This is a genomic window from Streptomyces sp. NPDC025638 (assembly GCF_055558775.1).
This window is the reverse complement of sequence record NZ_JBVHLX010000003.1, coordinates 473,258-486,475: the sequence shown is the minus strand read 5'-3', so window position 1 is coordinate 486,475 and position 13,218 is coordinate 473,258. Positions and strand designations below refer to the sequence as shown.

Here is a 13,218-nt window from a genome sequence, read left to right as displayed (position 1 = left end):
GGTCACGGGCGTACCTTGCGCACGTACCCGGTACTGCCCGGTGTCGACACCATCCGGTCCCGGCGCACGATGCTCAGCCGGTCGCCGAAGCCCGCGACGGCCTTGCGCAGGCCCTTGTCCGAGTACTCGACGACGACCACCCGGTCGTCGAACGCCTTGGCATAGGTGCCGCACTCGTCGTACTCACCGCACTCCTCGGCCACCGCGAAGTCCAGCCCGGCCTTCTTCCGGACGCCCGCCAGCTCGGGTGTGTTCTTCTGGCCGATGGCCAGATGCCGGGCGTGCGCGTGCCGGGAGAGCAGGGCGATGAACGCGGTCGCGTCGTCGGCGGTGAGCAGGTCCTGGGAGCGTGTGTAGCTGTCGTAGTTGTCCGGCTCGACGGCGTCGAAGCCCTTGGTGGCGCACTCGTCGATCCAGCGGTCGACCGTCTGGGCGACGCGCTCGCGCTTGGCCGGGGTGCGGAGGTCGAGCAGCGGCTCGTTCCAGTCCTCGTCGATGACCACCTCGCCGTCGGCATCGCGCAGCAGCAGGTCGGCGGGCCAGGCGGCGCGCTCCTCCGGCTGGGCCTGGAAGGCATTGACGTAGCAGATGTTGTAGAGGCCGGGCGCGGGGGACGAGGAGCGGTCGCGGCTGACGATGCGCACGCCCTTCGGCGGGGGATAGGCACCGCCGATCTGGTAGTCGAAACCGGCGTGCCGCGGCGGGAGCCGCACCTGCGCGGACGCGCTCCGCGACGGCTGCGGCGGGTCCGCCTCCGACGAGCCGCTCGATCCGCATCCCGTCAGCCCCACGGCCAACGCGACCGCACACACGACGGCGCCGGCGGTCGTCCCGGGACCTCCGACGCGGGAAACACCCTTGGCGGGCATGTACTCCGCTCCATCAATCGCGGGTACGGCCCCGCCTCGGACCGGCGCGGCGGTCCTGGCGACTCGGGCCGGGCTGGGAACGTGTCCGTTACCGGCTGGGCGCACCTCTGCGTGCCCGCGCCGAGCGCGGCGACACATGTTTCAGGATCCAACCGTCCGCACACGATGGTCGTCAAGTGGGGGTGGTTCGACGTCGTACGCTCCCAGTCCCTGACCGACCCGAAGGCAGGAGCAGCAACGATGCAGTATGTGAAGCTCGGTTCGACGGGCCTGGACGTGTCGCGGATCTGTCTGGGCTGCATGACCTACGGCCTGCCCGACCGCGGAGTCCACGAGTGGACCCTCGACGAGGAGGCGTCACGCCCGTTGATCCGGCAGGCGCTGGAGGCGGGCGTCAACTTCTTCGACACGGCCAACGTCTACTCGGACGGCACCAGCGAGGAGATCGTGGGGAAGGCGCTGCGCGACTTCGCGTCCCGCGACGAGGTCGTGCTCGCCACCAAGGTGCACGGGCGGATGCGCCCGGGGCCGAACGGGGGCGGGCTGTCCCGCAAGGCGATCATGTCGGAGATCGACCACAGCCTGCGCCGCCTCGGCACCGACTACGTCGACCTCTACCAGATCCACCGCTACGACCACGCCACGCCGGTCGAGGAGACGATGGAGGCGCTGCACGACCTGGTCAAGGCGGGCAAGGTCCGCTACCTCGGGGCCAGTTCGATGTACGCCTGGGAGTTCTCCAAGGCCCAGTACACCGCCGAGCGGCACGGCTGGACCAGGTTCGTGTCCATGCAGAACCACTACAACCTCCTCTACCGCGAGGAGGAGCGGGAGATGCTGCCGCTCTGCGCGGACCAGGGCGTCGGTGTGCTGCCCTGGAGCCCGCTGGCCCGCGGCCGGCTCACCCGCGACTGGGGCACCGTCACCGAGCGCAGCGCGAACGACAACTTCGGCAGCCGCCTCTACCTGGAGGGCGACCATGCGATCGTCGAGGCCGTCACCCGTATCGCCGGCGACCGGGGTGTCCCGCGCGCCCAGGTTGCCCTCGCCTGGCTGCTGCACCGGGACACGGTGGTCGCGCCGATCGTCGGTGCCGCCAGGCCGCGGCACATCGAGGACGCGGTGGCCGCCGTGGAACTCGAACTGAGCGAGAAGGAGATCGAGGAGCTGGAGGCGCCCTACAGCCCGCACGCCATCAGCGGACACTGACGGTCCGTCAGTGGGGTCCGTGCGGTGCGAACTCGGTGCCGCACGGACCGGCGCCCTCGCTCTTCGGGAGCGGGACGCTGTCGCCGGACATGGACAGCGTGCGGTAGTAGCCGCCGATGCGCCGCGTGGAGCGGCCCACGTAGTGACCGATGAAGGAACGCCGGAAGCGGTCGGCGCTGCGGTTGGGCCGCGAGCCGTGCACCAGGCTGCCGTTGAAGAAGAGCACGTCGCCCGGTGCCATGTCGACCGGTACGGCCGTCAGACCGGGCGGCGGCGGCACGTACTCCCGGGCGAACGACAGCTCCTCGTCCGCCTCCTCGGGGCAGAACAGGTCCATCCGGTGCGTGCCGGGGACGACTTCGAGCCCGCCGTTGTCCCGGTCGATCACCTCGCAGGCGACCCAGGCGGCGACACAGGTGCCCGGCTCGGCCCGCAGATAGAAGTTGTCCTGGTGCAGCGCCTGGCCGCGGGCTCCCGGCGGCTTGAAGTAGAACATGCTCTGCGCGGCCAGCACCTCCTCGCCCAGCAGTGCCTCGAGGACCGTCCTCAGCCGTGCGTCCAGGAGGACGGCGCGGGCGAGCGGGCTGATCTCGTGCGGCTGCATCACCCGCGGATGCGTGTGCAGCGGATCGGCCGGGCCGTCGCCCCGCGGGGGCCGGGGCTCGAAGTGCCCGGGTACGGGACCGGACGCGTGCAGCGCCGCGAACTCGGCGCACAGCCGGTCGATCTCGTCGTACCCGAACAGCCCGCGCACGACCGCGAAGCCCGCCTCCTCGAACTGCGGCCGCACCGCCCGCGGCAGGATGGGGGCGCCGGCGGCGCCGCTGTCCGTGGCTGTCATGTGTCCACCCTTCGGTTCGGTGCTCGGTCCCGTCCTCGGTCCGCCACGCTAGGCCGACGCCCGTGCCCGGAGGATGCCCGTGACCACTGAGCAACTGCCCGAGGCTGCCGTACCCGGTGATCCCTCGCCGCCGCCCGGCCTGGTGGTGGTCGGCCGCTTCGACCGGACGCCGGGCTATCGCGTCGAGCGGCCCGGCGGGTCGGAGAGCCGGCTGTTCACCTGGACGACGGGCGGGCGCGGCCTGATGCGCCAGGGCACGGCCGAGGCGCACCCCGCCGCGGGCGACCTGGTGGTGCTCGCCCCCGGCGTCCGGCACCGCTATGCGGTCCCGCCCGGCTCCCGGCACTGGCGGTTCTGGTGGACGCACTGCCAGGCCAGGCCCTCCTGGACGGCCTGGCTGCGCCCGTACACCGTGGGCGACGGGATGTACGCCGTCACCGCCGCCCCCGCCGAGCTGCGCGGCCGGGTCGGGGCGGCGTTCGGGCGCATGCTCGCCGACGCCCGCTGGACCGGCACCGGCGCACCGCCCGCCGCCGCCTCTGTGGACGACGACCCGGTGGCCGTCGCTCACGGCAGTGCGGCACGGGAACTGGCCCTGTGCTCGCTGGAGGAGGCCGTCCTGCTGGCGACGGCCGGTGCGCGGGAGCCGTCGCCGCCGCCCGGCATCGATCCTCGGGTGCGCCGCGCCGAGGAGCTGATCGCGGCCGACCCCGGCGCCGCGCACACGGTCCGCTCGCTCGCCGGGAGCGTCGCGCTGTCGCCTTCCCGGTTCGCGCATCTCTTCACCGAGCAGACCGGCCGTTCGCCGATGCGCGCGCTGCGCGAGGCCCGGCTGCGCCATGCCGCCCGGCTGCTGGAGGGGACCGGCCTCACCGTCGAGCGGGTGGCCGCCGCGTCGGGATTTCCGAGCCCGTTCCACTTTCACCGGGTGTTCCGCGAACGCTACGGAGTGCCGCCGGGGGCGTATCGATACCGCAATTACCGGGCGATTCGCCACGGCAGGATCTGACCCACGTGATCTATTGACGATTCGTCAATTCCGCCGGGTGGCTGAGCAATGTCAAAACGTCTGGATCTCTTGTTCATACAGGCTGGCCTGTGCAAAAGTGTGCGCTGTCGGCGCGCAGACAATTATTTTTGCCGCTGTGCGCGCGAGGCCGCTCCCGTACGCCCCCCACGCTTCAAAAGAGCTGCCGAAGGCGAACGTCCGAGATGCCGAACTCCGTTCGGGCCAGGTTGGCCCGGCCGCATGCCCATTGGTATGGACTAAATCCCGTGTTGCGTCTGGGAGGAATGCACCCGTGAATGACGCAGGCTCGTCGAATTCCCCGAGCCCGGCCAGACCGTTCGACGTCACGGACGAGCAACTGAGCGCCGAGCTGAAGAAGTGGACGGGGACGACACCAGCGCTGCATCCCGTCGGCGAACTCCTGGACCGGCATTGGGAAGCGGCCTTCGCCTACGCGCGGCTGTGCACCGACGGACCGCGCGCGGCGGGGATGCTCACCACCGCGGCGTTCACCAGGCTCTTCGGGGAGTCGCTCCGGCAGGCGGGCCCGACCTCCGCCTGGCGGCCCCATCTGCTGGTCACCGTGCGCCGCATCGCGGCGGAGTGGGACAGCGACGGCCGCCAGGAACTGCTGCACCCCGCCCTCCTCACCGGCCCCGGGGACCGCGCGGCCGCCCGGCTGCTGCCGCCCTCGAACCGGCGCCTGCTGTCGCGGGCGTTCCAGCGGCTGCCCCAGTCCTCCCGCGCCGTCCTGTGGCACGCCGAGGTCGAGGCCGAACCGCTCGCGGTGCCGGCCGCCCTGCTCGGACTGGACGAGGAGGGGGCCCGCGCCGAACTGCACCGGGCCCGCGTGCGGCTGCGTGAGGAGTCCCTGCAGGTCCACCGTGAACTCGCCACCGAGGACGAGTGCCTGCGCTACATCCGGATGCTGGACGTGACCTTCCGGCGCGGCGCGATGACCGTCGACCCGGATCTCCAGCAGCACCTCAACCGCTGCACGCACTGCCGCCACACCGCCGACCAACTGGACACGTTCAACGGATTCCTCGGCGTCGCCCTGGCCGAGGCCGTGCTCGGCTGGGGCGCACAGGCCTACGTGGAGTCCAGGGCGGGCCTGACCGGGGAGCCCGCCGACCCCGAACCCCCGCGGCCGCCGGCCGCGGCCCCGGCGGGCGGCGAACCGTTCACATCGGCCGTGGGCGAGGCCTTCACCGAGACGGTCCCGGGCACCGCCGACGACGACGCATCGGTCCTCACCGGGCAGGGGGCGTCCGCTCCCGGGCTCCCGGCTCCGAGCCCCCGCGCCGTTGCCCGCCGCGCGGCCTCCGCACTCCGTGCCACGACCCGCCCTTCCGCCCCCGCGGACGGCGCCCGCTCCCGCCGCTCCGCACACCGGGCGGCCCGGCGCGCCCGTCGGCGGAACCTCGCCGCGGCCGTGGCCACCGTCAGCGGACTCGTGGTCCTGCCGCTGATCCTGTGGTCCGTCCTCTCCTCCGGCGACGGCGCCGCCCCGGCCCCGGACGGGAGGTCCGCCAAGACGCCCGGCCCCGGCTCGTCCACACGGGGGCCCTCCTGGGCCGGCGCGAGCCAGACCTCCCAGGGCACCCTGAGCGGCCGGCTGCACAACGTCGGCTCCGGTCTGTGCGTCGCCGTCGTGGGCAACAAGGCCGTCGAGGGCGCGGAGACCGAACTCGCCAAGTGCTCCTCGGCCGCGAGCCAGCGATGGACGTACGAGACCGACGGACTGCTGCGCAGCGCCGCCGCCCCTGAGCTGTGCCTGGACTCCCGCCTCGGCTACTCGGTCCGGCTCGCCTCGTGCACCGGCGCCGCCCGGCCCGGCGCCAAGAACGTCCGCTACGACTTCACCCTCCAGGGCGCCCTGGTGCCCCGCTGGGACCAGGACCTGGCCCTCACCCCGGCCGCCACCGACGGCGGGGGCGCCCTCGTCGTCAAGACCCGCGCGAACACCGCGGACCAGCGCTGGGTGATCGACGCCTCCAAGCCCGACCTCCAGATGGAGGTGGTCAACTGGGGCGCCGACAGCCCGCCGTCGTCGGCGCCCGCCGCCACCCCCAAGGCCGCGAGGAACTCGTCGGCGACCGCGTCGACCCCGCAGCCGACGCCGTCGGCCTCCGACTCCGCGGACGTCTGTGCCACCTACCCGTACGCCTGCTCCTGGGGCGGCCAGTACGGCGGGCGGCACGACGGCGGCTACGGCCCGGGAACCGGCCGCCGCGGCCGCTGAGGAACCGCGCGCCCGCTCAGCGGTGACGGGGCGGGATCAGGAGGACGGTGTGCCCGCCGCGCCCAGGAACTCCGCCCAGCCGCCCGTCGGGGACTGCCCGGGGTTGAGCGTGCGCAGCTTGCGCAGCACCGCCGGGTCCTGGGCCTCCAGCCAGGCCACGAGCTGTTTGAAGGAGACGAAGCGCACGTCGTCGTGCTCGGCCATGCGGCCGATGGCCTCCTCGACGGCGTCCATGTAGATGCCGCCGTTCCAGCGCTCGAAGTGGTTGCCGATGAAGAAGGGCGCCCGGTTGGTGGTGTAGGCGCGCTGGAACCCGGCGAGGTAGGTGTCGCGGGCCTGGGCGCGCCAGGCGTCGTACTGGGAGCGGTCGCCCAGTGGGTTGCCGGCGGACTGGTTGAACATCATGTTGTAGTCCATCGACAGCACCTGGAAGGAGTGGCCGGAGAACGGTATGGACTGCAGCGGGAAGTCCCAGATCCGGCCGCCCTGCACCTTGCCCGGCCAGATCTGCAGCCCACCGGGGGAGCTGGCGTCGTACTTCCAGCCCAGCGCGGCCGCCGTGGGCAGCAGCGCGGCCTGGCCCTCCAGACACGGGGTGCGGCCGCCGATCAGTTCCTTGCGGTAGTCGAAGGGCAGCGGTTCGAGGTCGGTGAAGCCGGTGTTGGTCTTCCACCGGGTGACGAAGGAGACGGCCTGGTCGATCTCGCTGCGCCATTCGGCGGACGACCAGTTGCGCACGCCGTCCGCGCCGCAGAAGTGCCCATTGAAGTGGGTGCCGATCTCATGGCCCTCGAGCCAGGCGGCGCGCACCTGCTGGAGGGTGGCGTGGATGTGCCGGTCGGCGAGGTAGCCGATCGCGGAGGCGCCGACCGGGTGCTGCGGGGGACGATAGAGGTGCTTCTTGGACTCGGGCAGCGTGTAGATGCCGCTGAGGAAGAAGGTCATCGCGGCGCCGTGGTCGGCGGCTATCCCGCGGAACCGGGAGAAGAGCTTGTTGCTGATCTCGCCCGCCCCGTCCCAGGAGAACACCACGAACTGGGGCGGCTGCTCCCCGGGCTTCAGCCGGGTGGCCTTCGGCTGCTTGGGCTGGGCGCCGGTGTCGGCGGTGGAGCCGTCACCGATCGTCTTCACGGGCCGGGCCTGCTGCTCCGTGCTCCTGCCGGGTCCGGGGCCCCCGTCACCGCTCAGGGACCAGCCCCCGGACGAGCAGGCGGTCAGGGCGCCCAGCGCGCCCGCCGTCGCCCCCGCGGTCAGCAGACCTCTGCGTGAGATGCCGCTCATGTTCGTCCCCGATTCCTCGTCGCGGCTCCGGGCGGAGCCTTTGTGCTGTGCGGTCGAGGGGTTTCGATGGGCGGTCACGGCGGAAAGATCGGGGCGGCCGAGGCCTGTTGCCGTCCTGTGACAGTTGTGGCGCGGCAATGACGAACCCCGCTGCCGGGGGGAGAGGCAGCGGGGTCCGGGTCGGATGGGTCAGGCGCCGGTACCGGCGCTGAAGACCGTCAGGAAGACGGAGGAGGCGTTCCCGGAGACGGGCACCTCGCCGGCCGTCCACGTCACTTTGAGCGAGTCCCGTTCGTCCGGCGGGGTGACGACCAGCGCGGCCGGGGTCGCCGTCTTCGCGCCGCTGATCTCCGGGTTGGAGAAGGACAGCCCCGCCCAGGCGCTCTGCCCGGGCTTCAGGGCGACCGTGGCCGGCGAACCGGAGGAGCGCTTGGGGTCCGGGCCGAGCTGGGCGCCCGAGGCGCTCACGAACGCGGCGCCGGGGTAGCCGCGCACGGTGCAGGTGTGGCCGGACTTGTTGGTGAGCACGATCGGGAAGTTCTCCTGCCCGGCGCCCGGGTTGTTGCGGCCCACCGAGGCGCTCAGCTCGGAGGTGTGGCAGCGCGTGGTCGAGCCGGCGGTGGTCGTGGCGCCGCTCGTGCCGCCGGTCGCCTTGGCGGACGACGCCGCCCCGCCGGTCGCGGCGGACGCGGTGCCGGACGACGGCGCGGTGGAGCCCGCCGTGTCCTCGGTCGCGGGCCCCGCCGTGCCGGATGCCGTGCGCGAGGGCGTCGTCTGCACCGTGGGACTGCCGCACGCGGTCAGGAGGCCCAGTACGGCGACAGCGCTCACGAGCAGGGTCCCGCGCTGCAAGGAGGGGGTGTGCACCATGTCTCTTCAACACTCCTGGATCTTCGAGGAACACGGCGGACGCGTGCCCGCGGCGCCGTGTGCGCCGTCATGACTCTGCGATGCACGGGCCACCGGAAAGGTTCGCGACCCGCGTGGTTCTTTTACGATCCTTGCCCGTCAGGTGACCCGGAGCGAGCGGAGTATGCCCTCGGTCGCGTCGCCGTCCCCGCGCACCTGCACATACACCTGCGGCTGCGCGGCGCCGTCCGCGCGGGTCAGCGCGGTCTCCGTGAGGGAGCCGCCGTCCGGGCAGTCGCTCCAGGCACGGATACGGCCGTGCCAGTCCGTACCGGTGAAGGCGCGGGCGCCGGCGTAGTGGCAGCCGGAGTGACCGAGGGCGTTCACCCGGGCGGTGACGTCGCCGTGCTCGCTCAGGCCGATGAAGACACCGTTGACCGCGGCCGTGAGGTCCGGCCACTTCGACAGGTCGTCGGCGACCTCCAGCCCCGGCTCGTGCCCGGACTTCAGCCCCAGCGCCCGCGGGTTCCAGCCGGAGTCGCGCAGCTCGCGGCCCCAGTCGGCGGGTACCTCGGCCACCACGCGCCCGGTGGAGTCCGCCACCCGCACGTTCTCGTCCGCCGCGGAGTGCCGGTGCAGCCAGGTGACCGTGCCGGCCGCGATCAGCGCGGCGAGCACCGCGGCCAGGGACAGCGTGAGCGCGTTGAGCCGGTTCCGGAGGCCGTCGAGCCTGCGCCGGCGTGGTCCGGCGGGCGCGGGGTGCGGCGACTGCCCGGCCGGGGGCCGGACGGAGGACGCCGCACGTGCGGGTCCGCCGGTCGCCACCGCCGGGGCCGCGGACCCGGGGCGGGCGGCACGCGCGGGCCTGAGCCGGCCGGCCCTGCGGCGCGCCGGTGCCGCCGACGCACGCGCGGCCAGTCGGTCCAGCTCGTCCGCGAAGGCCCCGGCACCCGGCCAGCGCCGCTCCCGGTCCGGCTCCAGGGCGCGCATCAGCGCCCGCTGCACGTCGTCGCCGAGATCCGGACGCAGCCGCTGCGGGCGCACGACCTGCCCCGGGGCGCCGGGCACGGTGCCGGTGACCAGCTCGTAGCCGACCGCGCCCAGGCTGTAGACGTCGGCACGCGCGTCGATGCCCGCGCCGGGCTGCGCCTGTTCCGGCGGCTGGTATCCGGCCGACCCGGCGGCCAGGGTGAGCCCCGAGGCCTGCGCCAGGCTCTTGGCAAGGCCCAGGTCGGCGAGCAGGACACGGTGGGTGCCGCCCGGCCCGCTGCGCAGCAGGACGTTGCTCGGCTTGATGTCCCGGTGCACGATCCCGGCCTCGTGCAGTGCCGCCGCGCTCCGGGCGGCCTCGGCCGTCAGCCGCAGCGCCTCGGGCACCGGGAGCGGACCGGCGGCGACCCGGTCGGCGAGGGTGCCGGCGTCGCCGTACTCCATCACGAAGTACGGCCTGCCGTCCGGCAGTTCCCCGATGTCGTAGACCTGCACCACGCGGTTGGAGTCGGCCTTGCGCAGCAGCCGCGCCTCGGACAGGAACCGGTCGCGGATGTCCAGGCGGTGCGACCAGTTGTCGGCGAGGACCTTCACCGCGACCGGTGCCTGGAGCACATCGTCGTGGGCGAGCCAGACCGTGCCGAAGGCACCACTGCCCAGGGGTCGTTCGAGGCGGTAGCGGCCGATCCGCTCCGGGGGTTGCATGCGACTATCATGCCTGCCCTGAGATCGACTCCGAGAGGGACCTTCCGTGGACGACGCGGTGCTGACCGAAGACCTCGCCCGGCGGGCCGCCGCGGGCGACCCGGCGGCCCTGGACCGGCTGCTGACCGAGGTCCGGCCCGAGGTCGTCCGGCGCTGCGGGCGCTTTCTGCCCTGCCGGGAGGACGCGGAGGAGGCGGCGCAGGACGTGCTGCTCCAGATAGCCCGGAAGATCTCCACCTTCGAGGGTCGCAGCCGCTTCAGCACCTGGCTCTACACGGTCGTCGCGAACTGCGCCCGCCAGAAGTACCGCGAGCTCAAGCGCCGGGCGGCCGAGCAGCCCGCCTCGATCGAGCCGTCGCAGTACGTCGACCCGCGCACGACCAGCGTGATCGCGGGTTCCCGGGTGGACCTCCTGGAGGCGCTGGAGCGCCTGGAGCGCGAGCACCCGCACCTGGTCGCGCCGCTGATCTACCGGGACATCTGCCAGCTGGAGTACGCCGAGGTCGCCGAGCGCGTCGGCATCCCGCTGGGCACGCTCAAGTCGCGGCTGCACGAGGCCCGAAAACAGGTGCGGCCCTGGCTGTCGGCCTCCTGAGCGGATCGCGGCGGGCGGCTACTCGTCCTCCTCCTCGAACAGACCGATCTCCGCCCAGATCGTCTTGCCGTCGGCCGTGTGCCGGCTGCCCCAGCGCTGGGTGAGCTGGGCGACCAGGAGCAGCCCGCGCCCGCCCTCGTCCCAGGTCTTGGCCCGGCGCAGATGGGGGGCGGTGTGGCTGGTGTCGGAGACCTCGCAGATCAGGGTGGCCGCGTCATGGATCAGCCGCAGCCGGACGGGGTGCGAGCCGTACCGGATGGCGTTGGTGACGAGCTCGCTCACCACCAGTTCCGTGGTGAACGCGGCATGGCTCAGCCGCCAGGTGTCGAGCTGCTCCACGGCCTGCTTGCGGATCGGCGCGACGAGCGCCGGGTCGGCCGGGATGTCCCAGGTCGCCACCCGGGAGGCGGGCAGCCCCTGGGTGCGCGCGAGCAGCAGGGCCACGTCGTCCTGGGCGCCGCCCGGCGGCAGCAGGGCCCGCAGGACGCGGTCGCAGGTCTCGTCCAGCGAGTCCGCGTACGACGCCAGCGCCTGGTGCAGCAGCCGGTGACCGGTGTCGACGTCCCGGTCGAGGGCCTCGATCAGACCATCGGTGTACAGCGAGAGCACGCTGCCCTCGCGGAGTTCGAGCTCGGTGGACTCGAACGGCAGCCCGCCGAGGCCCAGCGGGGGACCGGCCGGCATGTCGAGCTGGCGGGGCGGTCCGCCGGGCGGGATCAGGACGGGCTGGGGGTGCCCGGCGCGGGCCAGGGTGCAGCGGCGTGACACCGGGTCGTACACGGCGTACAGGCAGGTCGCGCCAACCTCGCCGGGGCTGCTGTCCCCGCCCGACTCCTCCGACAGCCGGAGCACCAGGTCGTCGAGGTGGGTGAGCAGCTCGTCCGGGGCCAGGTCGATGTCGGCGAGGGTGCGCACGGCGGTGCGCAGCCGGCCCATGGTGGCCGAGGCCTGGATGCCATGGCCGATGACGTCCCCGACGACCATGGCGACCCGCATCCCGGACAGCGGGATCACGTCGAACCAGTCACCGCCCACCCCGGCGCTCGCCGCCGGCAGATAGCGCGAGGCGGCCTGCACGGCGGCCGTGCGCGGCAGCGAGCGGGGCAGCAGACTGCGCTGGAGGGCGAGGGCGGTGTCGCGCTCGCGCGAGTAGCGGCGGGCGTTGTCGACGCAGACGGCGGCGCGGGCCGTGATGTCCTCGGCCAGCAGCACGTCGTCGGGGGTGAAGGGGTCCGGGCGGCGGTGCCGGGCCAGTACGACGACCCCCAGGGTCAGCCCGCGCGCCCGCATCGGCACGGACATCACGGAGTGGATGCCGAACTCCCGCGCCCGCTCGCCGCGCGCCGTGTCCGCGGCCAGCCACTGCTCGATGTCGGAGGGCACCGAGGCCACGATCGTGCGGCCGGCCGTGAGCGAGTCGGCCTGCGGGGACGAGGCGGGGTAGAACTCGACGTTGCCGGGCCCGACCATCGCCTCGGGGGTGCCCCGGAGCACCGACCGGTGCGCGGCCCGGCGCAGCGGGACCGGCGCGGTGATCCGGGCCGGGGGCTCGCCGCCGTGCTCCTGCGGATCCAGCAGGTCGACGCGGACGAAGTCGGCGAGCGCCGGCACGCACACGTCCGCCAGCTCCTGAGCCGTGCGGGTGACGTCGAGGGTGGTGCCGATGCGGGCACTCGCCTCGTTGACCAGTTGCAGCCGTTCCCGGGCCCGGTAGTTGTCGGTGAAGTCGTGGGCGGTCAGGGACACCCCGTGCACCCGCCCCTCGGCGTCGGTGACCGGGGCCATCCGGGCCAGCCAGGCGTGCGCCCGGTCCTCGCGGCCGGCCCGCATGAAGGTCTCGGCGTCCAGTGGCCGCCCGGTGGTGAGCACCCGGAGCAGATGGCTCTCCAGTTCGTCGCTCTCCGGCTTGCCGCCGATCTCGGACATCCTGAGCCCCTGGGCGTGCTCCAGGGGCAGCCCGATCACCTCGGCCATCGCGGCGTTCATGGTGCGCAGCCGCAGCTGTTCGTCGTACACCGAGACGGCGCACGGGGACTGGACCAGCGCGGCGCCGGCCAGCGGGTCGTCCGGTGCGGGCGGGCCGCCCGCGAGCGGGGTGACGACGAGCCAGTCGGCCGGGCGGTCGTCGCGCGGCGGACGGTGGTGGGCCAGCAGCCACACCGACACCGTACGGCCGTCGCGGTGGCGCAGACCGACCGTTCCGTCCCAGCGTGAGCCGGCGGGCGGGGGCAGGACCCCGTCTCCGGCCAGCAGCTGTGCCGCGGGGCGGCCCACGACGGCGGCGGCCGGGTGGCCGAGCAGCCGGCGGGCGCCCTCGTTCCACTCGACCAGCGTGCCGTCCTCGCCGATGACAGCCCGGGCCGTAGCCGCATCGTCGAACGGATAGTCCGGGCTCATCGTCGCCGCTCCCAAGCGCACACTCACAGTGAACAGGTGCGTCACTTGTGTTCCAGCCTAGTGCGTCCGCCTCTCCCACGGACGGCAACCTCTCGGTGACCGGGCGCGACGGCCAAGGTGCCGATTCGGCCGATGTGATGCCCGGGGCCGGAGTGTGTTCCCGCACCCTTGACGGTCCTGTGTGACATACCGTCAGAATCTGTTTGTTCACGATCAGTTGTGAGTACT

10 protein-coding genes are annotated in these 13,218 nt (G+C 73.2%); 4 read left to right on the top strand and 6 right to left on the bottom strand.

Features of this window, described 5'->3' with window-relative positions; all coding sequences use genetic code 11:
• Positions 1 to 2 precede the first annotated feature (2 nt).
• Positions 3 to 869 carry an endo alpha-1,4 polygalactosaminidase gene (locus ACZ4EG_RS10195; RefSeq protein ID WP_467790286.1) on the bottom strand — a complete coding sequence of 289 codons (867 nt, stop codon included), beginning with the start codon at positions 867 to 869 and terminating at the stop codon, positions 3 to 5.
• Between the two features lie 240 nt (positions 870 to 1,109).
• On the opposite strand from ACZ4EG_RS10195, the gene ACZ4EG_RS10190 reads away from it, so the two are divergent.
• Positions 1,110 to 2,078, top strand: a complete 969-nt coding sequence (locus tag ACZ4EG_RS10190; protein ID WP_453546006.1) for an aldo/keto reductase — start codon at positions 1,110 to 1,112, stop codon at positions 2,076 to 2,078.
• Between the two features lie 7 nt (positions 2,079 to 2,085).
• Here ACZ4EG_RS10190 and ACZ4EG_RS10185 read toward each other — a convergent pair whose 3' ends face one another.
• Positions 2,086 to 2,919 carry a phytanoyl-CoA dioxygenase family protein gene (locus ACZ4EG_RS10185; protein WP_467790285.1) on the bottom strand — a complete coding sequence of 278 codons (834 nt, stop codon included), beginning with the start codon at positions 2,917 to 2,919 and terminating at the stop codon, positions 2,086 to 2,088.
• A 73-nt stretch (positions 2,920 to 2,992) separates the two neighbouring features.
• Here ACZ4EG_RS10185 and ACZ4EG_RS10180 point away from each other — a divergent pair, with 73 nt between their 5' ends.
• Positions 2,993 to 3,928 carry a helix-turn-helix domain-containing protein gene (locus ACZ4EG_RS10180; RefSeq protein ID WP_467790284.1) on the top strand — a complete coding sequence of 312 codons (936 nt, stop codon included), beginning with the start codon at positions 2,993 to 2,995 and terminating at the stop codon, positions 3,926 to 3,928.
• A 292-nt stretch (positions 3,929 to 4,220) separates the two neighbouring features.
• Positions 4,221 to 6,173 (top strand): ricin-type beta-trefoil lectin domain protein, encoded by a 1,953-nt coding sequence (locus ACZ4EG_RS10175; protein ID WP_467790283.1) that lies wholly within the window; start codon positions 4,221 to 4,223, stop codon positions 6,171 to 6,173.
• 36 nt (positions 6,174 to 6,209) lie between these two features.
• Here the strand turns inward: ACZ4EG_RS10175 and ACZ4EG_RS10170 are convergent, their stop codons facing one another.
• The 3 genes from ACZ4EG_RS10170 to ACZ4EG_RS10160 all read right to left on the bottom strand — a co-directional run bounded on the left by ACZ4EG_RS10170 (position 6,210) and on the right by ACZ4EG_RS10160 (position 9,998).
• Positions 6,210 to 7,454 (bottom strand): polysaccharide deacetylase family protein, encoded by a 1,245-nt coding sequence (locus ACZ4EG_RS10170; protein ID WP_467790282.1) that lies wholly within the window; start codon positions 7,452 to 7,454, stop codon positions 6,210 to 6,212.
• A 189-nt stretch (positions 7,455 to 7,643) separates the two neighbouring features.
• Positions 7,644 to 8,324: a DUF4232 domain-containing protein gene (locus ACZ4EG_RS10165; RefSeq protein ID WP_467790281.1), complete on the bottom strand. Its 681-nt coding sequence runs from the start codon at positions 8,322 to 8,324 to the stop codon at positions 7,644 to 7,646.
• A gap of 138 nt (positions 8,325 to 8,462) precedes the next feature.
• Complete coding sequence (locus ACZ4EG_RS10160) at positions 8,463 to 9,998, bottom strand: serine/threonine-protein kinase (RefSeq protein WP_467790280.1); 1,536 nt, start codon at positions 9,996 to 9,998, stop codon at positions 8,463 to 8,465.
• Positions 9,999 to 10,044: 46 nt separating this feature from the next.
• Between ACZ4EG_RS10160 and ACZ4EG_RS10155 the strand changes: the two genes are divergently transcribed.
• On the top strand, positions 10,045 to 10,593 hold the full coding sequence (locus tag ACZ4EG_RS10155; protein WP_467790279.1) for an RNA polymerase sigma factor: 549 nt from the start codon (positions 10,045 to 10,047) through the stop codon (positions 10,591 to 10,593).
• Positions 10,594 to 10,611: 18 nt separating this feature from the next.
• Here ACZ4EG_RS10155 and ACZ4EG_RS10150 read toward each other — a convergent pair whose 3' ends face one another.
• Positions 10,612 to 12,990 (bottom strand): SpoIIE family protein phosphatase, encoded by a 2,379-nt coding sequence (locus ACZ4EG_RS10150; protein WP_467790278.1) that lies wholly within the window; start codon positions 12,988 to 12,990, stop codon positions 10,612 to 10,614.
• Positions 12,991 to 13,218: the final 228 nt, after the last annotated feature.